This is a genomic window from Burkholderia lata, assembly GCF_902499335.1.
GTDB lineage: Bacteria > Pseudomonadota > Gammaproteobacteria > Burkholderiales > Burkholderiaceae > Burkholderia > Burkholderia lata_B.
The window spans coordinates 70,930-92,735 of record NZ_CABVQK010000010.1; the positions used below are offsets into that span (position 1 = coordinate 70,930).

20 protein-coding genes are annotated in these 21,806 nt (G+C 67.7%); 16 read left to right on the plus strand and 4 right to left on the minus strand.

The annotated features are described in order from the left end of the window. Positions 1 to 89 precede the first annotated feature (89 nt). Complete coding sequence (locus BCO18175_RS24655) at positions 90 to 1,289, minus strand: MFS transporter (RefSeq protein ID WP_174985003.1); 1,200 nt, start codon at positions 1,287 to 1,289, stop codon at positions 90 to 92. Between the two features lie 312 nt (positions 1,290 to 1,601). Between BCO18175_RS24655 and cynR the strand changes: the two genes are divergently transcribed. Further along, positions 1,602 to 2,492: a transcriptional regulator CynR gene (gene cynR, locus BCO18175_RS24660; RefSeq protein WP_174916857.1), complete on the plus strand. Its 891-nt coding sequence runs from the start codon at positions 1,602 to 1,604 to the stop codon at positions 2,490 to 2,492. Between the two features lie 54 nt (positions 2,493 to 2,546). On the opposite strand, the gene BCO18175_RS24665 is transcribed toward cynR, so the two are convergent. Then, entirely contained in the window at positions 2,547 to 3,269 is a 723-nt protein-coding gene (locus tag BCO18175_RS24665; protein WP_174985006.1) for a FadR/GntR family transcriptional regulator, read from the minus strand. A 213-nt stretch (positions 3,270 to 3,482) separates the two neighbouring features. Here BCO18175_RS24665 and BCO18175_RS24670 point away from each other — a divergent pair, with 213 nt between their 5' ends. From BCO18175_RS24670 to BCO18175_RS24680, 3 genes are all read left to right on the plus strand, one after another. Further along, positions 3,483 to 4,805 carry a C4-dicarboxylate transporter DctA gene (locus tag BCO18175_RS24670; RefSeq protein ID WP_174916859.1) on the plus strand — a complete coding sequence of 441 codons (1,323 nt, stop codon included), beginning with the start codon at positions 3,483 to 3,485 and terminating at the stop codon, positions 4,803 to 4,805. A gap of 106 nt (positions 4,806 to 4,911) precedes the next feature. Continuing rightward, entirely contained in the window at positions 4,912 to 5,919 is a 1,008-nt protein-coding gene (gene alc, locus BCO18175_RS24675) for an allantoicase (protein ID WP_174916860.1), read from the plus strand. 14 nt (positions 5,920 to 5,933) lie between these two features. After that, positions 5,934 to 6,452: an ureidoglycolate lyase gene (locus BCO18175_RS24680; RefSeq protein WP_174985009.1), complete on the plus strand. Its 519-nt coding sequence runs from the start codon at positions 5,934 to 5,936 to the stop codon at positions 6,450 to 6,452. A 168-nt stretch (positions 6,453 to 6,620) separates the two neighbouring features. On the opposite strand, the gene fur is transcribed toward BCO18175_RS24680, so the two are convergent. Next, positions 6,621 to 7,049 carry a ferric iron uptake transcriptional regulator gene (gene fur / locus BCO18175_RS24685; protein ID WP_006400349.1) on the minus strand — a complete coding sequence of 143 codons (429 nt, stop codon included), beginning with the start codon at positions 7,047 to 7,049 and terminating at the stop codon, positions 6,621 to 6,623. 142 nt (positions 7,050 to 7,191) lie between these two features. Here fur and bamE point away from each other — a divergent pair, with 142 nt between their 5' ends. The 9 genes from bamE to BCO18175_RS24730 all read left to right on the plus strand — a co-directional run bounded on the left by bamE (position 7,192) and on the right by BCO18175_RS24730 (position 16,490). Then, positions 7,192 to 8,010, plus strand: a complete 819-nt coding sequence (gene bamE / locus BCO18175_RS24690; protein WP_174972068.1) for an outer membrane protein assembly factor BamE — start codon at positions 7,192 to 7,194, stop codon at positions 8,008 to 8,010. Between the two features lie 62 nt (positions 8,011 to 8,072). Then, entirely contained in the window at positions 8,073 to 8,870 is a 798-nt protein-coding gene (gene dapB, locus BCO18175_RS24695) for a 4-hydroxy-tetrahydrodipicolinate reductase (protein ID WP_174972066.1), read from the plus strand. An 18-nt stretch (positions 8,871 to 8,888) separates the two neighbouring features. Continuing rightward, the gene (locus tag BCO18175_RS24700; protein WP_174972064.1) at positions 8,889 to 9,557 is read left to right on the plus strand and encodes a MotA/TolQ/ExbB proton channel family protein; all 669 of its coding nucleotides are present in this window, start codon (positions 8,889 to 8,891) and stop codon (positions 9,555 to 9,557) included. Positions 9,558 to 9,581: 24 nt separating this feature from the next. After that, the gene (locus BCO18175_RS24705) at positions 9,582 to 10,043 is read left to right on the plus strand and encodes an ExbD/TolR family protein (RefSeq protein ID WP_059706681.1); all 462 of its coding nucleotides are present in this window, start codon (positions 9,582 to 9,584) and stop codon (positions 10,041 to 10,043) included. 291 nt (positions 10,044 to 10,334) lie between these two features. After that, positions 10,335 to 12,929: a leucine--tRNA ligase gene (gene leuS / locus BCO18175_RS24710; protein WP_174985012.1), complete on the plus strand. Its 2,595-nt coding sequence runs from the start codon at positions 10,335 to 10,337 to the stop codon at positions 12,927 to 12,929. A 38-nt stretch (positions 12,930 to 12,967) separates the two neighbouring features. Further along, positions 12,968 to 13,522, plus strand: coding sequence for an LPS-assembly lipoprotein LptE (locus BCO18175_RS24715; protein WP_174985015.1), 555 nt, complete (start codon positions 12,968 to 12,970; stop codon positions 13,520 to 13,522). 18 nt (positions 13,523 to 13,540) lie between these two features. Further along, entirely contained in the window at positions 13,541 to 14,635 is a 1,095-nt protein-coding gene (gene holA, locus BCO18175_RS24720) for a DNA polymerase III subunit delta (RefSeq protein WP_027788384.1), read from the plus strand. 141 nt (positions 14,636 to 14,776) lie between these two features. After that, positions 14,777 to 16,048 (plus strand): glutamate-5-semialdehyde dehydrogenase, encoded by a 1,272-nt coding sequence (locus tag BCO18175_RS24725; RefSeq protein ID WP_174985018.1) that lies wholly within the window; start codon positions 14,777 to 14,779, stop codon positions 16,046 to 16,048. 19 nt (positions 16,049 to 16,067) lie between these two features. Further along, positions 16,068 to 16,490 (plus strand): CopD family protein, encoded by a 423-nt coding sequence (locus tag BCO18175_RS24730; protein WP_011350935.1) that lies wholly within the window; start codon positions 16,068 to 16,070, stop codon positions 16,488 to 16,490. 96 nt (positions 16,491 to 16,586) lie between these two features. Here the strand turns inward: BCO18175_RS24730 and BCO18175_RS24735 are convergent, their stop codons facing one another. After that, positions 16,587 to 17,435 carry a MurR/RpiR family transcriptional regulator gene (locus BCO18175_RS24735; RefSeq protein ID WP_011350936.1) on the minus strand — a complete coding sequence of 283 codons (849 nt, stop codon included), beginning with the start codon at positions 17,433 to 17,435 and terminating at the stop codon, positions 16,587 to 16,589. A gap of 282 nt (positions 17,436 to 17,717) precedes the next feature. Here BCO18175_RS24735 and edd point away from each other — a divergent pair, with 282 nt between their 5' ends. The 3 genes from edd (at position 17,718) to BCO18175_RS24750 (ending at position 21,801) form a co-directional block, all read left to right on the plus strand. Further along, complete coding sequence (gene edd, locus BCO18175_RS24740) at positions 17,718 to 19,574, plus strand: phosphogluconate dehydratase (RefSeq protein WP_174985021.1); 1,857 nt, start codon at positions 17,718 to 17,720, stop codon at positions 19,572 to 19,574. 19 nt (positions 19,575 to 19,593) lie between these two features. Continuing rightward, on the plus strand, positions 19,594 to 20,220 hold the full coding sequence (gene eda / locus BCO18175_RS24745; RefSeq protein WP_174985024.1) for a bifunctional 4-hydroxy-2-oxoglutarate aldolase/2-dehydro-3-deoxy-phosphogluconate aldolase: 627 nt from the start codon (positions 19,594 to 19,596) through the stop codon (positions 20,218 to 20,220). A gap of 219 nt (positions 20,221 to 20,439) precedes the next feature. Further along, positions 20,440 to 21,801, plus strand: a complete 1,362-nt coding sequence (locus tag BCO18175_RS24750) for a GntP family permease (RefSeq protein WP_174985026.1) — start codon at positions 20,440 to 20,442, stop codon at positions 21,799 to 21,801. The last annotated feature ends 5 nt before the right edge of the window (positions 21,802 to 21,806 follow it).

Consider the following 21,806-nt stretch of genomic DNA (forward strand, 5'->3'; position numbering starts at 1 on the left):
AGGCGGTCACGACGCCATCGGAAAAAAGGCACGCCCGCGATTCGCGGGGCGTGCCTTTTTTCATGGTGACGAGGAATTGGCTGACTGCATTACTGCGTGACCTGCCGCACGCCGACGCGCTGCGACGCGAGCCACAACGCGATCAGCACGCCCGCGAGCCCCGCGCCCGCGATGCACATGCCGCGCCAGCCGTCGATGCCGTACGCGACGCTGGCCGCGAACGACCCGAACGCGCCGCCGATGAAGTAGCTCGTCAGGTAGATCGTCGTCACGCGGCTGCGCGCGTTGCCGGCCAGCGCATAGATCACGCTCTGGTTCGAGATGTGCATGCCCTGCACGCCGACGTCGAGCAGCAGGATGCCGGCGATCAGTGCCGCGAGCGAGTGCGCGCCGGTCGCGATCAGCGCGAACGACCCGAGCACGGCCGCCGCGAACAGCCCCGTCGCCGCATTGCCGTGCCCGCGATCGACGAGCCGGCCGGCCGACGTCGCTGCGAGCGCACCGACCGCGCCGACGATCCCGAACAGGCCGATCTGGCCTTCGGAATAGCTGTACGGCGGCTGGCTCAGCAGGAACGTGAGGCCCGTCCACAGCAGGCTGAAGCACGCGAACACGAGTGCGCCGTAAGTGGAGCGCAGCGCGATCAGCGGTTGCGCGCGCACCAGCGCGACGAGCGACTTCATCAGCGCCGCATAGTCGAGGCGCGCGTCGCGCCGATCCTTCGGCAGCTTCGCGGCGAGCACGGCGGTCAGCGCCGCCACCATCACCGCGGCGATGCCGTACACCGCACGCCAGCCGAACCCGTCGGCGATCGCACCGGCCGCGACGCGCGCAAGCAGGATGCCGAGCAGCAGCCCGCTCATCACGGTGCCGACGGCGCGGCCGCGCGAGCGTGCATCGGCGAGCGACGCGGCGAATGGCACCAGCAGCTGCGTCGAACAGGTGACGAAGCCGACCGCGACGTTCGCGACGACGAACATCGTGAAGTTCGTGCTGAACGTGACCGCGATCAGCGCGACGACGTTGAGCATCAGCAGCCGCACGATCAGCGTATGACGGTTGACCGCGTCGCCGAGCGGAACGATCAGCAGCAGGCTCGCCGCGTAGCCGAGCTGCGTCAGCGTGACGAGATAGCCGAGCTCGGTCGGTGCACGCCCGAAGCTGCGCGCGATCGCGGCGAGCAGCGGCTGCGCGTAGTAGATGTTGCCGATGACGATGCCGCACGCGCAGGCGAACAGCAGCGTCATGCCGCGGGTCAGGGGAGGATGGGTGTCGTGATGCGGTTCCATGGTCGCGAAAAACAGCGGCGCCGGCCGGCGGCACGGGGCCGTCGGTTGCGCGGGGTGACGGAAATCGGGGCCGGCGTCGACGGATCGGCGGTGAGCCGATGCGCGCCGGGCGGATCGCGGCCGGGCCCGGATCGGGCGGGCGGCGGATCGTCGTGCGGCGGGCGGAGGCAGGGCGGGCCCGGGCGGGCCGTTCCGGTGCGGTGACAGCGGTAATGCACGGGAACGGATGTGCGTATGATGCGGGAATCGAACCATAGCGTCCAAGACTGGATCGTTATGGTCTTCATTGGTAAAACCAATACATCGGCCGTCATGCTACTCCGCCACATCCGCTATTTCCTGGCCGTCGCCGAGCAGCGCAGTTTCACGCGCGCGGCCGACGCGCTGCACGTATCGCAGCCGACGCTGTCGCAGCAGGTGCGCCAGCTCGAGGAAACGCTCGGCGTGCAACTGTTCGACCGCTCGGGCCGCACGGTGCAGCTCACCGAGTTCGGCGAGGTCTATGCGCGCCATGCGCGCGCCGCGCTGCACGAGCTCGATACGGGGCAGCGCGCGTTGCACGACGTCGCCGATCTCGGCAGCGGGTCGTTGCGGCTCGCGATGATGCCGACCTTCGCGGCCTACCTGAGCGGCTCGCTGATCGACGCGTTCCATGCCGACTATCCGAACGTCGCGCTGACGATCGACGCGATGCCGCAGGAACGCATCGAGGCGCTGCTCGCCGACGACCGGCTCGACGCGGGCTTCGCGTTCATGCCGCCGCGCGCGCCGGACATCGACGCGCTGCCGCTGTGGGACGAGCCGCTCGCGCTCGTGACGGGCCGCACGCACCGTCTCGCGCGACGCCGCCGCGCACTGACGCCGGCCGAGCTCGGCGGCGAGCCGCTGGTGCTGCTGAGCCGCGCGTTCGCGACGCGCGAAAGCATCGACCGGTATTTCATCGAGCATGGCGCGCAGCCGAAGATCGCGATCGAGACGAATACGATCAGCGCGGTGCTGGAACTCGTGCGGTGCGGCCGGCTCGCGACGGTGCTGCCCGACGCGATCGCGCGCGAGAGCGCCGACCTGTGCGCGTTGGAGATCGATCCGCCGCTGCCCGCGCGCACGGCCGCGCTGCTGACGCGCAAGGGTGCTTACCGCAGCGTTGCGGCGCGCGCGTTCATCGAGCGTGCGCTCGCGTATCGCGATCCGTCGGGAGATTGACCGGTCCGACCGGGCGGCGCGCGCGACGGGCGGCCGCCTGACCGCCCGACCGCGTTACGCGCGGGGTGTCGGGAAGAAGATGCCCGCGCGCTGCGCGGCGTTCGCGATGTGCGTTTCGATCGCGGTGCCCGCGGCGGCCGCGTCGCGCGCGATCAGCGCGTCGACGATCGCGCGGTGCTCCTGCCACGTCGACAGCAGCAGTTCGCGCCGGTAGAACGGCATGCGCTGGCTTTCCTTCATGATGTCCGCGCTGCTGCGCAGCACCGACTCGATCGCCGCGTTGCCGGCGAGATGGATGATCCGCATGTGGAAGTCGAAGTCGAGCTGCGACGCCTCGTCGAGCGCGCTTTCGGTGAGCGCGACGTGCAGGCTGGCGAGGTTGTCCTCGAACCACGCGATGTCGTCATCGCTGACGACGTGCGCGGCCATCCGCGCGGCGAAGCCTTCGAGCGCATAGCGCATCTGGTACGTGTCGGGCGGCGACGACTGCTCGGCGAATCGCCATGCATGCGCGGCCGTGGCCTGCGCGCTTTCGACATACACGCCCTTGCCGGCGCGGATGCGCAGCATCCCGAGCGCCTCGAGCGTCGACAGCGCCTCGCGCAGCGACGCGCGGCTAATCTCCAGCTCCTCGGAGAGCTGGCGCTGGGCCGGCAGCAGGCTGCCGACCGGATACACGCCTGCCTCGATCCGGTCGCGGATCGTCGCGATGGCGGCGTCGGTCACGGTATGCGGAACGTTTTTCATGATGTGAACTTTGGCCGGTCTGACCGGCATTGTAATCCGCACGCAGGCGGTGCATGCCCGGCCTACGGGAAAGCCACGATCCGCCCCTGTCCGGTGCATCGGAACCTGGCTTGCAAGGGGCGGGAAATCCCTATTTTGATCGTCCTTGACGCGACTATATCGGCTTCCTACTATCCACCATAACATCACTGGTCTTACCAGTATGAACAGACGAAACTGCAACCGTTGGATCGGGAGAGCGCCGTGTCGAAATTCCTCAATTCGCTGTTTGGCCGGGTAGTCGTCGCATTGATTCTAGGGATCGCGCTGGGCGCGTTTTTCCCGCATTTCGCCGAGTCGTTGCGACCGCTCGGCGACGGCTTCCTGAAGCTCATCAAGATGGTGATCGGGCCGATCGTGTTCTGCGTGGTGGTCAGCGGGATGGCCAACGCGGGCGACCTGAAGAAGGTCGGCCGGGTCGGCCTGAAGGCCGTCATCTACTTCGAGATCATGACGACGCTCGCGCTCGGCATCGGCCTCGTGCTTGCGTGGCTCACGCGCCCGGGCGTCGGGATGAACATCGACCTGCGCTCGCTCGACGCGTCGTCGCTCGCGTCGTACGCGAAGAACGCCGAAAGCCTGAAGGACACGGCCGGCTACCTGATGAAGATCATCCCCGAGACCGCGATCGACGCGTTCGCGAAGGGCGACATCCTGCAGATCCTCGTGTTCGCGGTGCTGTTCGGCTCCGCGCTGTCGCTGCTCGGCGACAAGGCGCAGCGCGTCAACTCGCTGATCGAGGAACTGTCGCACGTGTTCTTCCGGATCATCGGCTTCATCATCAAGCTCGCACCGCTCGGCGTGCTCGGCGCGATCGCGTTCACGACCGGCAAGTACGGCGTCGCGTCGCTCAAGCAGCTCGGCTATCTGGTCGCGGTGTTCTACCTGAGCTGCTTCGTGTTCGTCACGGTCGTGCTCGGCACGGTGATGCGGCTCGCGGGCTTCTCGGTGTTCAAGCTGATCCGCTACCTGCGCGAGGAACTGTCGATCGTGCTCGGTACGGCATCGTCGGACGCGGTGCTGCCGCAGGTGATGCGCAAGCTCGAATACATGGGCGTGAAGGATTCGACGGTCGGCCTCGTGATCCCGACCGGCTATTCGTTCAACCTCGACGGCTTCTCGATCTACCTGACGCTCGCCGTGCTGTTCATCGCGCAGGCCACCAACACGCCGCTGTCGACGCATGACCTGATCGTCGTGCTGCTCGTGTCGCTCGTCACGTCGAAGGGCGCGCACGGGATCCCGGGCTCGGCGATCGTGATCCTCGCAGCGACGCTGTCGGCGATTCCCGCGATCCCGGTGCTCGGCCTCGTGCTGATCCTGCCGGTCGACTGGTTCGTCGGCATCGCCCGAGCGCTGACCAACCTGATCGGCAACTGCGTCGCGACGGTGGTCGTCGCGGTGTGGGAGAACGACATCGATCGAGCCCGCGCGAAACGCGTGCTGAACCGCGAGCTGCGCTACGTGCCGGCCGAAGAGGAAGATCGCGCGGCGCCGGTCGCCGGCGACCAGGCTCACGCGCTCTGAGCGCACCCCCCGCGCGGGGCGGCTTCCCCTGGTCGTCCCGCGCAACCGCAATTCATGTGGCCGGCGCCTCGATGCGCCGGCACGACATCAAACATCAGGAGACGACATGGCAGCCCCCATCCTCGATCCGAACGCGCCGGCCTTCACGCGGCGTTACATGAACCTCGCCGACCCGCGCCTCGGGGCGCAGGCGCTCTTTGCCAGCGATGAATTCTTCGCGCCGAAGGAGCGCATGCTGAATCCTGAGCCGGCCGTGTTCATTCCCGGCAAGTACGACGACCACGGCAAGTGGATGGACGGCTGGGAAACGCGCCGCAAGCGCACGACCGGCCACGATTTCTGCGTGGTGCGGCTCGCGCGGCCGGGCGTGATCCATGGCGTCGACCTCGACACGAGCCACTTCACCGGCAACTTCCCGCCGGCCGCGTCGATCGACGCGTGCGTCGCCGAAGGCGACACGCCGCCCGACACCGCCGAATGGCGTCCGATCGTCCCGGCGACGACGCTGCAGGGCAATTCGCATCACTACGTGAGCGTCGACGACGCGCAGCCCTATACGCACCTGCGCGTGAACCTGTACCCGGACGGCGGCCTCGCACGGCTGCGCGTGTACGGCCAGCCGCAGCGCGACTGGCGCCAGGTGCCGGCCGGCGAGCTCGTCGATCTCGCGGCAATCGAGAACGGCGGCTACCTGGTGGCCGCGAACAACCAGCACTTCGGCCCGGCGTCGCAGATGCTGATGCCGGGGCGCGGCGTGAACATGGGCGACGGCTGGGAAACGCGGCGCCGCCGCGAGCCCGGCAACGACTGGGCGATCGTCGCGCTTGCGCGGCCGGGCATCATTCGGCGCGTCGAAGTGGATACCGCGTTCTTCAAGGGTAATTTCCCCGACCGCTGCTCGCTGCAGGCCGCGCGGGTCGCGGGCGGCACCGACGATTCGCTCGTCACGCAGGCGATGTTCTGGGCCGAACTGCTCGGCGAGCAGAAGCTGCAGATGGACCACGTCCACACGTTCGACCAGCTTGCCGCGCTCGGCCCCGTCACGCACGTGCGTTTCAACATCTTCCCGGACGGCGGCGTGTCGCGCCTGCGTCTGTGGGGCGAGCCGGCTTGAAGGAGGGCAACGGCATGAGCGGATCCCACATCCTGCGCGTCGAGCGACTGACCCGCGAAGCGTTCGCGCCGTTCGGCGACGTGATCGCGCTCGAAGGTGCGCGGCATTTCCCGATCAACGGAGGCACGACCGAGCGCTTCCACGATCTCGCGACGATCGACGTGTGCGCGGACGGCGGCCGCCCGCTCGTCAGCGTGTTCCGTGCACAGCCGCGCCCGCTGCCGGTCGCGGTCACGCTGATGGAGCGCCATCCGCACGGCAGCCAGGCGTTCATCCCGCTCGCCGCCGTGTCGCGCTACGCGATCGTCGTCGCGCCGGCCGGCGAATTCCGGCCCGACGCGATGCGTGCATTCCTCGCGGAAGGCTGGCAGGGCGTGAACTATGCGAAGGGCGTCTGGCACCATCCGCTGCTCGCGCTCGATGCGGTCAGCGATTTCGTGATCGTCGATCGCGGCGGTCCGCAGCCGAATTGCGACGAGATCCCGCTCGAGCGCGCGTGGGCGCTGGAGTTCGAGCCGGCCTGCGCGGCCTGACGCAGGCGCGGCACCCGGCTCCGGTTGCCTGGCGGCAGCCCGGGCGGGCGTGTCGAAGGGTTTTCGAAAGCCTGGGGCGCAACGCTTGCGCGGCCTTATCCCGAAAAGAACACGGCCCGGGCGGCGAGATGCCGGCCGGGCCGTGCCGCATGCGCGGGTCGCGCGGATTCAGTGCTTGCGGTGCGGGCAGTTCTCGGTCGTGCAGGAACCGTACATCGCGAGCGAGTGCTCCTGGAGGCGGAAGCCGCGCTCCTTTGCGATCGCCTGCTGGCGGCTTTCGATCTCGGCGTCGAAGAATTCCTCGACGCGGCCGCAATCGAGGCACACGAGGTGGTCGTGGTGCGAGCCTTCGTTCAGTTCGAACACGGCCTTGCCGGATTCGAAGTTGCTGCGCGACAGCAGGCCGGCCTGCTCGAACTGCGTCAGCACGCGGTAGACGGTGGCCAGCCCGATGTCGAGCTGCTCGTTGAGCAGGTTCCGGTAGACGTCTTCTGCCGTCAGATGGCGCACCGGGCTTTGCTGGAAGATCTCGAGAATCTTGAGGCGCGGTAGGGTGGCCTTTAGCCCGATATTCTTGAGATCCGTCGGATTGGTCATGGCTAGGCATCCCTAGAGTACAATGCAGGGCTTCAATGTTACCGGCTTTTCGCCATTCCAGAAATACGCGCGGCCTGCGACGCGGGCCTGCACGGTGAGGGAAATGATTCCAGAATCTCTTTCGCACTTTCAGAGGAGTCGCATGCGGAGTGTCATCATCGCTGCCGCCGCCGTTGCCGCGCTGGCTGGTTGTTCGTCGTACGACAGCGTGACGCAGCGCATCGCGCAGAGCATCACCCCCTACCGGATCACCGTCGTGCAAGGCAACTTCGTGTCGCAGGAGAAGGCCGCGCAGCTACAGGTCGGCATGTCGCGCGAGCAGGTGCGCGCGCTGCTCGGCACCCCGCTGCTGGCCGACATGTTCCACGCCGACCGCTGGGATTACCTCTTCTACTTCAAGCGCGGCTCGACGGCGGTCGTCCAGCAGCGCGATCTCGTCGTGACGTTCTCGGGCGATCGCCTGGCGGGCTGGACGGGGGCGGACAACCTGCCTTCCGAACTCGACCTGCTGGCCGACATCGACGGCGACCGTGGCGGCAAGAAGGCGAAGGCGGCCGCAGCGGCGAAGAAGGCCGCCGAGGCCGCCGCTGCCGCGAGCGCCGCCCAAGCGGCGGCGAGCGCGCCGGCGCAGGAGGTTGCCGCTAGCCCGTCCACCGCGCCGGCGTCCGGCGCGGCGGTCGACCAGGATGCGAACGCGCAGGCTGCACGCGCGGCGAACCGCGCGACCAACCAGGTATCCGGGCAGGGTTCGGCCGGGCGTCGTTTCACGCCGTCCGCGCAGGCAGCGGCCGGCGCACCGGTGCCGGGCGGCCAGCCGCCGGGCGCTGCGCCCGCGATCCAGCCGCAGTTCCAGTTCCATCGTCCGCCGCCGCCGAATGCGTCGAACGAGGCTGCGCCGCCGGTCGGCCCGAAAGGCTCGGACACGCTGCAGAACCAGCCGATCACCGCGCCGGCCCAGTAAGTCCGCGTGCGGAAACAGGGCGGCATGTGCCGCCCGCCTTTAGACCTGTCGTGTAGAAAGCCATGAAGATTGCGATTGCCGGCGCATCGGGCCGTATGGGCCGGATGCTGATCGAAGCCGTTCTCAACGATTCCGACGCGCAGCTCGTCGGCGCGCTCGACCGCGCCGATTCGCCGTTCCTCGGCCAGGACGCCGGCGCGTTCCTCGGCAAGGAAACCGGGGTCAAGCTGACCGCCGACCTCGACGCCGTGTTCGCGCAGGCCGACTACCTGATCGATTTCACGCGCCCGGAAGGCACGATGGCCCATATCGAGGCCGCGCTGCGCCACGACGTGAAGCTCGTGATCGGCACGACCGGCTTCACCGCCGAGCAGAAGGCCGAACTGCAGGCCGCGGCGGGCAAGATCGGCATCGTGTTCGCGGCGAACATGAGTGTCGGCGTGAACGTCACGCTGAAGCTGCTCGAATTCGCGGCGAAGCATTTCTCGCACGGCTACGACATCGAGATCATCGAGGCGCATCACCGCCACAAGGTCGATGCGCCGTCGGGCACCGCGCTGATGATGGGTGAAGCCGTCGCCGGCGCGCTCGGGCGCACGCTCGACGAGTGCGCGGTGTACGGCCGCCATGGCGTGACGGGCGAGCGCGATCCGTCGTCGATCGGCTTTGCCGCGGTGCGCGGCGGCGACATCGTCGGCGATCACACCGTGCTGTTCGCGGGGATCGGCGAGCGCATCGAGATCACGCACAAGTCGTCGAGCCGCGTGTCGTACGCGCAGGGCGCGCTGCGCGCGGTCCGCTTCCTGTCGGCGCGCGGCGCCGGCCTGTTCGACATGCAGGACGTGCTCGACCTGCGCTGACACCACGGGGAAACTCCGATGGCGATACCCACCGGCGTTGTCCACTACCTCGAAAGCGGCGATGCGATCACGCATGCCGTTGCCTATGTGCTGCTGGCGATGTCCGTCGCCAGCTGGTGCTTCCTCCTCATGAAGGCCTGGCTGCTGGTCCGCGCGAAGCGGCAGGGGCCGCGCGCGCTCGCCGCGTTCTGGCGCGCGCCTTCGCTCGACGCGGGCATTGCCGCGCTCGCCGGCGCCGATCGCGAGCGCGTGTTCGTGCCGCTCGCCGAAGCCGCGCGCGATGCGGCCGGCGACCACGACCCGGCCGCGCTGGCCGCGCGCGTCGAACGCGGCGAACGCGTGCTGCGCGCGTTGCGGCACGCGATGCTGCGCTCGCAGCGGCGTCTCGAATTCGGCCAGGTGCTGCTCGCGTCGATCGGCAGCACCGCACCGTTCGTCGGGCTGCTCGGCACCGTGTGGGGCATCTATCATGCGCTCGGCAGCATCGCCGCGAGCGGGCAGGCGCAGATCGAGAATGTCGCGGGGCCGGTCGGCGAGGCGCTGATCATGACCGCGTTCGGGCTCGTCGTCGCGATTCCCGCGGTGCTGGCCTACAACATCCTCGGGCGCCTCGTGCGGCAGCTCGCCGAGGAACTCGACGGCTTCGCGCGCGACCTGCACGTGTTCGTGTGCGCGCAGGACGCCTGACGCGCCCATTCCGGAGGAGCGACCATGGCATTCGGCGGACTCGAGCACCACAAGACGTCCGCGCCGATGGCGGAGATCAACATGACCCCGCTGATCGACGTGATGCTGGTGCTGCTCGTCATCTTCATCATCACCGCGCCGCTGATGACGCACGCGATCCGGCTCGACCTGCCGAAGGTCGCGGCCAGCGTCGCGCGCGACACGCCGCAATCCGTCACATTGTCGATCGACGACGCGGGCAAGCTGTACTGGGACGATGCGCCCGTGGCGCTCGACGCGCTGCCCGCGCGCTTCCGGGCCGCGGCCGCGGGCGGCGCGCCGCCCGAGCTGCGGCTGCGCGCGTCGCGTGCGACCCGCTACGACGTGATCGCGCAGGTGATGGGCGCCGCGCAGGCCGCCGGCCTCACGCGGATCGGCTTCGTGACCGACGTGCCGCCGCAGGCGGGCGGTTCCGCGGCGGCGCCTGCCGTGCCGGCCAACCGCTGAGCGGAGCCGGCGGGCCCGTCCCTGCCGCGGGATCGGGCCGCACGCCGCAAGACCGGTCGAATGGGCCGGCGCGGGCGGTATAATCAACGTTTTTCCCGGTTGGCAGGCTTTTTCAGGTAACCCGGAATTTTCCAGGCTACCCGGGCATGCTGCGGGTTACCCGGAAAATGCCCGGAAACCGTGAACAGGTCCGGCAGCAGCGAACCTGCGGGTCCGCCGGGCAAGCACGATTTTCGATCCACTCCTGCGCGCGCGCCGTCGCGCCGCTTAAAGCCTAGTCCGAACCACACCATGCACGAGAGATACGTACCCGCCGACGTCGAAGCCGCCGCCCAGGGCGACTGGCGCGCAGCCGATGCCTACAAGACGCAGGAAGATTCGCAGAAGCCGAAGTTCTACTGCGTGTCGATGCTGCCGTACCCGTCCGGCAAGCTGCACATGGGTCACGTGCGCAACTACACGATCAACGACGTGATGTACCGTTATCTGCGGATGAACGGCTACAACACGCTGATGCCGATGGGCTGGGACGCGTTCGGGATGCCGGCCGAAAACGCCGCGATGGCGAACGGCGTGCCGCCCGCGAAGTGGACCTACGACAACATCGACTACATGAAGGGCCAGATGCAGTCGATGGGCCTCGCGATCGACTGGTCGCGCGAAATCGCGACGTGCAAGCCCGACTACTACAAGTGGAACCAGTGGCTGTTCCTGAAGATGCTCGAGAAGGGCATCGCGTACAAGAAGACGGGCACCGTGAACTGGGACCCGGTCGACCAGACCGTGCTCGCGAACGAGCAGGTGATCGACGGCCGCGGCTGGCGGTCGGGCGCGCTCGTCGAGAAGCGCGAGATCCCGATGTACTACCTGCGCATCACGCAGTACGCGGATGAGCTGCTGAACGACCTCGACGGCCTTGGCTGGCCCGAGCGCGTGAAGATCATGCAGCAGAACTGGATCGGCAAGAGCTTCGGCGTGAACTTCGGCTTCCCGTACGAACTCGACGGCGAGAAGAAGTTGCTGCGCGTGTTCACGACGCGCGCCGACACGATCATGGGCGTCACGTTCTGCGCGGTCGCGGCCGAGCATCCGCTCGCCACGCGCCTCGCACAGGACAAGCCGGAACTGCTCGCGTTCATCGACGAATGCAAGCGCGGCGGCGTCGCCGAGGCCGACGTTGCGACGATGGAGAAGAAGGGCGTCGCGACGGGCTTCTCGGTCACGCACCCGCTGACCGGCGAGCCGGTCGAGGTGTGGATCGGCAACTACGTGCTGATGAGCTATGGCGAAGGCGCGGTGATGGGCGTGCCGGGCCACGACGAGCGCGATTTCGCGTTCGCGAAGAAATACGACCTGCCGATCAAGCAGGTGATCTCGGCCGAAGGCCAGCAGTACTCGCTCGACGCATGGCAGGAGTGGTACGGCGACAAGGAAACCGCGGTCTGCGTGAACAGCGGCAAGTATGACGGCCTGCATTACGCGGAAGCCGTCGACGCCGTCGCGGCCGATCTCAACGCCGGCGGCTTCGGCGACAAGCAGGTCACGTGGCGACTGCGCGACTGGGGCGTGTCGCGCCAGCGCTACTGGGGCACGCCGATCCCGATCATCCACTGCCCGTCGTGCGGCGACGTGCCGGTGCCCGAGCAGGATCTGCCCGTCGTGCTGCCGGAAGACCTCGTGCCGGACGGCTCGGGCAACCCGCTCGCGAAGTCGGAAGCGTTCCTGAACTGCGCGTGCCCGAAGTGCGGCGCGGCCGCGAAGCGCGAAACCGACACGATGGACACCTTCGTCGATTCGTCGTGGTACTTCTCGCGCTACACGGCGCCGGACGCCGAGACGATGGTCGACGCGCGCACCGATTACTGGATGCCGATGGATCAGTACATCGGCGGCATCGAGCACGCGATCCTGCACCTGCTGTATTCGCGCTTCTGGACCAAGGTGATGCGCGACCTCGGCCTCGTGAAGTTCGGCGAGCCGGCGAAGAACCTGCTCACGCAGGGGATGGTGCTGAACGAGACGTTCTACCGTGAAGACGCTTCCGGCAAGAAGACCTGGTACAACCCGGCCGACGTGACGGTCGCGTTCGACGACAAGGGCCGCCCGGTCGGTGCGACGCTGAACACGGACGGCCAGCCGGTCGTGCTCGGCGGTATCGAGAAGATGTCGAAGTCGAAGAACAACGGCGTCGATCCGCAGGTGCTGATCGACCAGTACGGCGCGGATACCGCGCGCCTGTTCACGATGTTCGCCGCACCGCCCGAGCAGCAGCTCGAGTGGTCGGGTGCGGGCGTCGAAGGCGCGAGCCGCTTCCTGCGCCGTGTGTGGAGCTTCGGTGCGACGAACCGCGAGGCGCTCGCTGCGCGCGCGGGCTTCGATGCGGCCGCGCTCGGCGAAGCCGACAAGGCGCTGCGCCGCGAGATCTACAGCGTGCTGAAGCAGGCCGATTTCGACTACCAGCGCCTGCAGTACAACACGGTCGTGTCGGCCGCGATGAAGATGCTGAACGCGATCGACGGCGCGAAGGGCGCGACGCCCGGCGTGCAGCGCGAAACGTATGGCGTGCTGCTGCGCGTGCTGTACCCGGTCGTGCCGCACGTCACGTTCGAGCTGTGGAAGGCGCTTGGCTACGCGGACGAATTCGGCCCGCTGCTCGACGCGCCGTGGCCGAAGGTCGACGAGGCCGCGCTCGAGCAGGCCGAGATCGAACTCGTGCTGCAGGTGAACGGCAAGGTGCGTGGCGCGCTGAAGGTCGCGAAGGACGCGAGCCGCGACGCGATCGAAGCCGCGGCGGTGGCCGACGACGCGTTCGCGAAGTTCAGCGACGGCAAGCCGGCGAAGAAGATCGTCGTCGTGCCGGGCCGTCTCGTGAACATCGTCGTCTGACGGCCGCTGGCCGTCGGACGTACCCAGAAGGAGCGAAGGTGATCCGCAGATCGTTTTTGATGCTCGCTGTCGGCAGCGCGGTCGCGCTGTCGGCATGCGGCTTCCAGTTGCGCGGCCAGCAGGACTACGCGTTCAAGCACCTGCTGATCGCCGGCGCGCCGGCGCCGGTCGAGGCGCGCCTCGTGCGCCTCGTCGAGGCTGGCAGCGACACGAAGATCGTCAAGTTGGCGGACGACGCCGATGCCGTGCTGCGCATGTGGGAGTCGCGTGGCCAGAACACGCTGACGCTCAACAAGTACGGCTCGGCGCAGGAATACGCGTTGTTCTATACGCTGAACTACACGCTGACGAGCAAGGACGGCACCGTGCTGATTCCGCCGAGCGTGATCGCGCTGAACCGCGCAATGACGTACAGCGATCAGTATACGAACGCGAAGGCGCAGGAAGCCGACATCCTGTACGCCGACATGCAGAGCGACGCAGTCGACCAGCTGATGCGGCGTCTCGCGATCGTCCATTCGCTGACGCCGGCGCCGGAAGACGTGGTGCCGGGCGTCGCGCCGCGCGCGCCGCTGCCGCCGCCGCCGCTTTGATCGACGGCGCACGTATCGATGCAACTGCGACTTGATGCGCTGGAGCCGCACCTCGCGAAGGGGTTGGCAGGGCTCTATACCGTCTACGGCGACGAGCCGCTGCTCGCGCAGGAAGCGTGCGACCGCATTCGTGCGGCCGCGCGCGCGGCCGGCTTCACCGAGCGTTCGGTGCATACGGTCGAGCGCGGCTTCGACTGGAGTGTGCTGCTCGGCGCAACCCAGGCGATGTCGTTGTTCGGCGAGCGTCAGCTGATCGAGCTGCGCATTCCGTCGGGCAAGCCCGGCAAGGAAGGCGCCGATGCGCTGAAGACGCTCGCGGCCACGCCGAACCCCGACGCGCTGATGCTCGTCACGTTGCCGCGCCTCGACGCGGCCACGCAGAAATCCGCGTGGTTCACCGCGCTGCAGAACGGCGGCGTCGCGCTGAAGATCGATCCGGTCGACCGCGCGCAGCTGCCGAACTGGATCGGCCAGCGCCTCGCGATGCAGGGCCAGCGTGCCGCGCCCGGCGAGGACGGGCGGCGCGCGCTGCAGTTCATCGCCGAGCGCGTCGAGGGCAACCTGCTTGCCGCGCACCAGGAAATCCAGAAGCTCGGGCTGTTGTATCCGCAAGGCGCACTGTCGTTCGAGCAGGTGCACGACGCGGTGCTGAACGTCGCGCGTTACGACGTCTTCAAGCTGAATGAAGCGATGCTCGCCGGCGACGCCGCGCGGCTCGCGCGGATGATCGACGGGCTGAAGGGCGAGGGCGAGGCGATCGTGCTCGTGATGTGGGCCGTCGTCGAGGAGTTGCGCACGCTGCTGCGGATCAAGCGCGGCACGACGGCCGGCAAGCCGCTCGCGACGCTGCTGCGCGAGAACCGCGTGTGGGGGCCGCGCGAGCGGCTGATCGGCCCCGCGCTGAATCGCGTGTCGGAAGCCGTGCTCGAGAAGGCGCTTGCGTTTGCCGCGAAGCTCGACCGGCAGGTCAAGGGGCTCACGGCCGTCGTGCCGGGCCGCCGCACGCAGGACGAGCCGCCGCCCGATCCGTGGGACGGGCTGTTCCAGCTCGCGATGACGGTGGCCGGTGCCCGCGGCGAGCGACCGCCGACCGCGGGTCGCGTGCGACGCTAAGTCCCGTTCGGGCCTTCAGCGCGCGCTGCGCAACCCGCTTACAATGTTTCGATAGCTGCTGGCGCGGCCCGTCGGCCGCCGCTGCCCACGCTTCCCCACGAATTCATGCCGCCCAGCGCGGCGCGCTTCTCGAGTCACACGATGGATATCGATCAGTACATGACCGACCTGGGCCGTCGCGCCAGGCACGCTTCCCGCGCGATGGCGCGCGCCAGCACGGCCGCGAAGAACGCGGCGCTCGACGCCGTGGCGCGTGCGATCGAACGCGACGCGCAGGCGCTGAAGGATGCGAATGCCCGCGATGTCGTCCGTGCCCGTGAAAAGGGTCTCGATGCGGCGTTCGTCGATCGCCTGACGCTGTCGGACAAGGCGCTGAAGACGATGGTCGAAGGCTTGCGCCAGGTGGCGTCGCTGGCCGATCCGATCGGCGAGATCAGCAACCTCAAGTACCGCCCGAGCGGCATCCAGGTCGGCCAGATGCGCGTGCCGCTCGGTGTGATCGGCATCATCTACGAATCGCGCCCGAACGTGACGATCGACGCGGCTGCGCTGTGCCTGAAGTCGGGCAACGCGACGATCCTGCGCGGCGGCTCCGAAGCGCTCGAGTCGAACGCGGCGCTCGCGAAGCTGATCGGCGAAGGGCTCGAAGCGGCCGGCCTGCCGCAGGATGCGGTGCAGGTCGTCGCGACGGCCGATCGCGCGGCGGTCGGCAAGCTGATCACGATGACCGAGTACGTCGACGTGATCGTGCCGCGCGGCGGCAAGAGCCTGATCGAGCGCCTGATCAACGAGGCGCGCGTGCCGATGATCAAGCATCTCGACGGCATCTGCCACGTGTACGTCGACGATCGCGCCGATCTGAACAAGGCGCTGACCGTCTGCGACAACGCGAAGACGCACCGCTACGGCACCTGCAACACGATGGAGACGCTGCTCGTTTCGAGCGGTGTCGCGGCGAAGCTGCTGCCGCCGCTCGGCAAGCTGTATCGCGACAAGCAGGTCGAACTGCGCGTCGATGCGGCCGCGCGCACGGTGCTCGCCGATGCGGGCGTCGGCCCGCTCGTCGATGCAACCGAGGAAGACTGGCACACTGAGTATCTCGCGCCGGTGCTCGCGATCAAGGTCGTCGACGGCCTCGACGCCGCGATCGAGCACATCAACCATTACGGCTCGCACCACACGGATGCGATCGTCACCGAGGATCACGACCGCGCGATGCGGTTCCTGCGCGAGGTCGATTCGGCGAGCGTGATGGTCAACGCGTCGACGCGCTTCGCGGACGGCTTCGAATTCGGCCTCGGCGCGGAAATCGGCATCTCGAACGACAAGCTGCACGCACGCGGCCCCGTCGGCCTGGAAGGGCTGACGTCGCTGAAGTACGTCGTGCTCGGACACGGCGAAGGCCGCCAGTAAAAAGCGAGGCACACAACCGATGGCGATGCTCTGGGTCAAGACGTTCCATATCGTTCTGATCGCCGCGTGGTTTGCAGGGCTGTTCTACCTGCCGCGCATCTACGTGAACCTGGCCATGGAAACCGATCCGGCCGCCGTGCGACGCTTGCTGCTGATGGCGCGCAAGCTGTTCCGCTTCATGACGATGATCGCGGTGCCGGCGCTGGCCTGCGGGCTGTGGCTCTGGCTGTCGATCGGCATCGGGCAGGGGCAGGGCTGGATCCACGCGAAGGTGACGGTCGTGCTGCTGCTCATCGTCTATCACGCGTACTGCGGGCACCTGCTGCGGGTGTTCGAGCGTGGCGAGAACCGCCGCACCGACAAGTGGTATCGCGTGTTCAACGAGCTGCCGGTGCTCGGCATGCTCGCGGCGGTCGCGCTGGTCGTGATCAAGCCGTTCTGAGCGGCATCGCCGGCGCGGTTGCCGGCACCACCTGATGCGCAACGGCGCCCCACGGGGCGCCGTTCGTCGTTTACGCGTGGCCGGTGCGGTGGCTGCTCAATCCTTCGCGCCGTCGTCGATCCGGCGGCGCGTGATCGCCTCCTTCGCGCGGCCGACCCGTTCCATCAGCGCGGGGCCGCGCGACAGCGCGACACCGACCGCGAGGATGTCGCCGATCGCGAGATGCGACATCCGCGACGTCATCGGCGAGAACACGTCCGTTTCCTCCGCAACGTTCGACGCGAGACTCACCGTCGCGAGCTTCGCGAGCGGCGAATGGCTCTGCGTGATCGCGACGACTTTCGCGCCGCATGCGAGCGCGGAGCGCGCGGCATCGACGATGTCGCGCGTGCGGCCGGTGTTCGAGATCGCGACGACGACGTCATGCGGGCCGAGCAGCGCCGACGACATCGAGAACGTGTGCGGATCCGAATACGCGACGCTCGGCACGCCGAGCCGGAAGAACTTGTGCTGGATGTCCTGCGCGGCGATGCCGGAGCCGCCGGCGCCGTAGAACTCGATCCGCGATGCATTCGACAGCAGCGCGATCGCATCGGCGACGCTGCCCGCGGACAGACTGTTGCGCACCTCGATCAGCGCGCCGATCGTGCGGTCGAACACCTTGCCGATGATGCCGGGCGCCGGTTCGTCGGGCTCGACGTCGCGATAGACGGACGACACGCCCGGCGCGACGCTCTGCGCGAGCCGGATCTTGAATTCGCGAAAGCCGCTGCAGCCGAGCGCCTGGCAGAAGCGGGCGATCGTCGGCTGGCTGACGCCCGCGCGGGTCGACAGCTCGGTCATCGCGAGGTCGAGCACCTCGCGCGGCGCGGCGAGAATGTAGTCGGCGAGCTTGCGCTCGGACGGGCGCAACTCGGCGCGGATCGCTTCAATGCGGGGCAGCATGGGACGGCACGTGGAAATCGGGTTCGGATGAGCGAGTGTATCGCAATCGAATTGTAGAAAATCTACAAGAAAATGCTAGCGCCGGCGTGGTGCATTCGATGGAGTTGATTAGGGTTTTCACTAGGTATCGCCTTACTGGTAGCGGGAATAAGGGTTGCGGGTCGATGAATCTGCATTGCATGCATGTAGTTTTTCTACTAGACTGACTTCGTTCTGTCGACGCGTTCGACCGTCCCCACGATTCCAACCGCCGGTGTCGGCCGGCATACAGGAGCGCCCAGCATGACGTCGCTGCACCCCACTCTGGCGAAGGTCACCGAACGCGTGATCGCCCGCAGCCAATCGACCCGTTCCGCCTATCTGCAGCGCATCGACGGCGCGCAGGGCAAGTTCCCGGCACGCGGCGCGCTGTCGTGCGCGAACCTCGCGCACGGCTTCGCGGGCCTCGAGGGCAGCGACAAGTTCTCGATCAAGGCGATCCGCGAGCCGAACATCGGCATCGTGTCCTCGTACAACGAGATGCTGTCCGCGCATGCGCCGTACAAGGATTTCCCCGAGATCATCAAGGCAGCCGCACGCGAGAACGGCGGTGTCGCGCAGTTCGCGGGCGGCGTGCCGGCGATGTGCGACGGCGTCACGCAGGGCAACCCGGGGATGGAGCTGTCGCTGTTCTCGCGCGAGGCGATCGCGATGGGTACGGCGATCGCGCTCACGCACAACATGTTCGACGCGGCGCTCTGCCTCGGCATCTGCGACAAGATCGTGCCGGGCCTGTTGATCGGCGCGTTGCAGTTCGGCCACCTGCCGACGATCTTCGTGCCGGCCGGCCCGATGACGAGCGGCCTGTCGAACGACGACAAGGCGAAGATCCGCCAGCAGTTCGCGACCGGCCAGGTCGGCCGCGACGCGCTGCTCGAAGCCGAATCGGCCGCGTATCACGGCCACGGCACCTGCACGTTCTACGGCACCGCGAACAGTAACCAGATGCTGATGGAGCTGATGGGGCTGCACCTGCCGGGCTCGGCATTCGTTCATCCGCACACGCCGCTGCGCACCGCGCTCACCGCCGAGGCTGCGCGCCGCGTGCTCGACCTGACCGTCGAGCGCGGCCATTACACGCCGATCGGCCATGTGATCGACGAGAAGGCGATCGTCAACGGGATCGTCGCGCTGCTCGCGACGGGCGGCTCGACCAACCACACGCTGCACCTCGTCGCGATCGCCCGCGCGGCCGGCATCCTGATCGACTGGAACGACTTCGACGAACTGTCTGCCGTCGTGCCGCTGCTCGCGAAGATCTACCCGAACGGCAAGGCCGACGTGAACCACTTCCACGCGGCGGGCGGGGTTGCCTTCCTGGTACGCAACCTGCTCGAAGGCGGGCTGCTGCACGAGGACGTGACGACGGTCGCCGGCCGTGGCCTGTCGCACTACACGAAGGAGCCGAAGCTGATCGACGGCAAGCTCACGTGGGTCGACGGCGCGGCCGAGAGCCACGACACGAAGGTGCTGCGCGGCATCCGCGAGCCGTTCCAGCCGGACGGCGGCCTGCGCCTGATGCAAGGCCGCCTCGGCCGCGGCGTGATCAAGATTTCGGCGGTCGCGCCCGAGCACCGCAAGGTGACGGCGCCCGCGATCGTGTTCGACTCGCAGGAAGCCGTGCAGGAAGCGTTCGATCGCGGCGAGCTGAAGCGCGATTTCGTCGCGGTGGTGCGCTTCCAGGGCGCGCGTGCGAACGGGATGCCCGAGCTGCACCGTTTGACGCCGCTGCTCGGCGTGCTGCAGGATCAGGGCTTCCATGTCGCGCTCGTCACCGACGGCCGCATGTCGGGCGCGTCGGGCAAGGTGCCGGCCGTGATCCACGTGTCGCCGGAGGCGCTGCTGGCCGGCCCGCTCGGCAAGGTGAAGACGGGCGATACGCTCGTGATCGACGCGGAAGCCGGCGTGCTCGACATCGAGGTCGACGCCGCCGAGTGGCAGGCGCGTCCGGTCGCGCAGCCGCTGCACCAGGCCGAGAACGAAGTCGGTTTCGGGCGTGAACTGTTCGGCGTGTTCCGCGCGGCCGCCGCGCCGGCCGAGCAGGGCGCATCGGTTTTCGGCACGCTGGTCGGCGAAACGGCCGCCCACGTCGCCGCATGAATTTCAAGGAGCCAATTCAATGAAGACGATTGCTGAAATCGTGAAGCTGGGCCCGGTCATCCCGGTGCTCGCATTCGACTCGGTCGAGCAGGGCGAACACGTGTCGCGTGCACTGCACGCCGGCGGCATGAAGGTGCTCGAGATCACGCTGCGCACGCCGGCCGGCCTGGAAGCGATCCAGCGCGCCAGCCAGCTCGCGGACGACATCGTCGTCGGCGTCGGCACGATCACGAAGCCCGAGCATTGCGAGCAGGCGAAGCGCGCGGGCGCGAAGTTCGGCGTGTCGCCGGGCCTGACGAAAGAGCTGCACCTCGCGTCGCTCGACGCGGGCCTGCCGCTGCTGCCGGGCGTGATGACGCCGAGCGACATCATCCAGGCGCTCGAATTCGGCTACGAGATCGTGAAGTTCTTCCCCGCGCAGCAGGCGGGCGGCGTGCCGATGCTGCAGGCGTTCCACGGCCCGTTCCCGGCGCTGAAGTTCTGCCCGACCGGCGGCATCACGGTCGAGACCGCGCCGAACTTCCTGAAGCTGCCGAACGTCGTGTGCGTCGGCGGTTCGTGGCTCACGCCGAAAGCCGCGCTCGCCGCGCAGGACTGGGCCGAAGTCACACGCCTCGCGCAAGCCGCGAGCCAGCTCCCCCGTTAAGACTTGTACGAAATGACAGTTTGACCCTCGGAAAGCGAGCCTTAGTGCTTGTTTTACCGAGGGTTTTTGCTGATGGAACCGGTTCTATCCGCGAGCCGCAAAGATAAGTAAAATTCAGCGTCCTGACGGGGTGGGTACCCCCCGTGTTTCGGAGACCTGCATAGCCGGGCATACTCGCAACAACTCGCCCGGTTCGAACAATTCTAGGAGGAGTGCCACATGGGGGCTGTCCAAGGCAGCATGCTGCTCGTATTCACGCTGATCGCGATTGCCGCGCTGATCCTGATGATCGCGCGCTACAAGATCTACCCGTTCCTGGTGCTGATCATCGTTTCGCTCGGCTTGGGCCTTGTCGTCGGCATGCCGATGGACAAGATCGTCAAGTCGTTCGAGACGGGCACCGGCGGCACGCTCGGCCACATCGCGATCGTCGTCGGCCTCGGCACGATGCTCGGCAAGATGATGGCCGAATCGGGCGGCGCCGAACGGATCGCGACCACGCTGATCGACTGGTTCGGTGAAAAGAACATCCACTGGGCGATGATGTTCGTCGCGATCATCGTCGGCCTGCCGGTGTTCTTCGAAGTCGGCTTCGTGCTGCTGATCCCGATCGCGTTCAACGTCGCGAAGCGCACCGGCAAGTCGCTGCTCGTCGTCGGCCTGCCGATGGTGGCCGGCCTGTCCGTCGTGCACGGCCTGATCCCGCCGCACCCGGCCGCGCTGCTGGCCGTTCAGCAATACGGCGCCGATATCGGCAAGACGATCGCGTTTGGCCTGATCGTCGGCGTGCCGACCGCGATCATCGCGGGTCCGCTGTTCGCGCTGACGATCTCGAAGTTCGTGAAGCTGCCGGAAAACAACCCGCTCGCCGCGCAGTTCGTCGATACGCACACGGATGGCCGCAAGCGTGAACTGCCGAGCTTCGGCATCACGCTGTTCACGATCCTGCTGCCCGTCGTGCTGATGCTCGTCGGCAGCTGGGCCGATCTGCTGTTCACGCCGAAGTCGCTGCCGAACAACCTGCTGCGCTTCGCCGGCAACTCGGACGTCGCGCTGCTGATCGCCGTGCTCGTGAGCTTCTTCACGTTCGGCAAGCTGCAGGGCTTCAACCGCGACCAGATCCAGAAGTTCTGCAGCGAGTGCCTGGCACCGATCGCCGGCATCACGCTGATCGTCGGCGCGGGCGGCGGCTTCGGCGGCGTCCTGCGCGACAGCGGGATCTCGCAGCAGATCGTCGAGACCGCGAAGCACGCGCACCTGTCGCCGCTGCTGCTCGGTTGGTTCGTTGCGGCGCTGATGCGTCTAGCGACGGGTTCGGCCACGGTCGCGATGACGACGGCCTGCGGCATCGTCGCACCGATCGCGGCGGCGTCCGGCGCGGCGGTCAGCCCGGAGCTGCTGGTGCTCGCGACGGGCTCGGGCTCGCTGATCTTCTCGCACGTGAACGACGGCGGCTTCTGGCTGATCAAGGAATACTTCGGGATGACGGTCGGTCAGACGTTCAAGACCTGGTCGTTGCTCGAAACGATCATCTCGGTGCTCGGTCTCGGCTTTACACTGCTGCTGAGCATGGTTCTGTAACAAGG

Excerpts from the sequence above, each read along its gene's own strand:
- BCO18175_RS24655 (WP_174985003.1), bottom strand. The coding sequence starts at position 1,289 with ATGGAACCGCATCACGACACCCATCCTCCCCTGACCCGCGGCATGACG.
- cynR (WP_174916857.1), top strand. The coding sequence starts at position 1,602 with ATGCTACTCCGCCACATCCGCTATTTCCTGGCCGTCGCCGAGCAGCGC.
- BCO18175_RS24665 (WP_174985006.1), bottom strand. The coding sequence starts at position 3,269 with ATGCCGGTCAGACCGGCCAAAGTTCACATCATGAAAAACGTTCCGCAT.
- alc (WP_174916860.1), top strand. The coding sequence starts at position 4,912 with ATGGCAGCCCCCATCCTCGATCCGAACGCGCCGGCCTTCACGCGGCGT.
- BCO18175_RS24680 (WP_174985009.1), top strand. The coding sequence starts at position 5,934 with ATGAGCGGATCCCACATCCTGCGCGTCGAGCGACTGACCCGCGAAGCG.
- fur (WP_006400349.1), bottom strand. The coding sequence starts at position 7,049 with ATGACCAATCCGACGGATCTCAAGAATATCGGGCTAAAGGCCACCCTA.
- bamE (WP_174972068.1), top strand. The coding sequence starts at position 7,192 with ATGCGGAGTGTCATCATCGCTGCCGCCGCCGTTGCCGCGCTGGCTGGT.
- dapB (WP_174972066.1), top strand. The coding sequence starts at position 8,073 with ATGAAGATTGCGATTGCCGGCGCATCGGGCCGTATGGGCCGGATGCTG.
- BCO18175_RS24700 (WP_174972064.1), top strand. The coding sequence starts at position 8,889 with ATGGCGATACCCACCGGCGTTGTCCACTACCTCGAAAGCGGCGATGCG.
- BCO18175_RS24705 (WP_059706681.1), top strand. The coding sequence starts at position 9,582 with ATGGCATTCGGCGGACTCGAGCACCACAAGACGTCCGCGCCGATGGCG.
- leuS (WP_174985012.1), top strand. The coding sequence starts at position 10,335 with ATGCACGAGAGATACGTACCCGCCGACGTCGAAGCCGCCGCCCAGGGC.
- holA (WP_027788384.1), top strand. The coding sequence starts at position 13,541 with ATGCAACTGCGACTTGATGCGCTGGAGCCGCACCTCGCGAAGGGGTTG.
- BCO18175_RS24725 (WP_174985018.1), top strand. The coding sequence starts at position 14,777 with ATGGATATCGATCAGTACATGACCGACCTGGGCCGTCGCGCCAGGCAC.
- BCO18175_RS24730 (WP_011350935.1), top strand. The coding sequence starts at position 16,068 with ATGGCGATGCTCTGGGTCAAGACGTTCCATATCGTTCTGATCGCCGCG.
- BCO18175_RS24735 (WP_011350936.1), bottom strand. The coding sequence starts at position 17,435 with ATGCTGCCCCGCATTGAAGCGATCCGCGCCGAGTTGCGCCCGTCCGAG.
- edd (WP_174985021.1), top strand. The coding sequence starts at position 17,718 with ATGACGTCGCTGCACCCCACTCTGGCGAAGGTCACCGAACGCGTGATC.
- eda (WP_174985024.1), top strand. The coding sequence starts at position 19,594 with ATGAAGACGATTGCTGAAATCGTGAAGCTGGGCCCGGTCATCCCGGTG.
- BCO18175_RS24750 (WP_174985026.1), top strand. The coding sequence starts at position 20,440 with ATGGGGGCTGTCCAAGGCAGCATGCTGCTCGTATTCACGCTGATCGCG.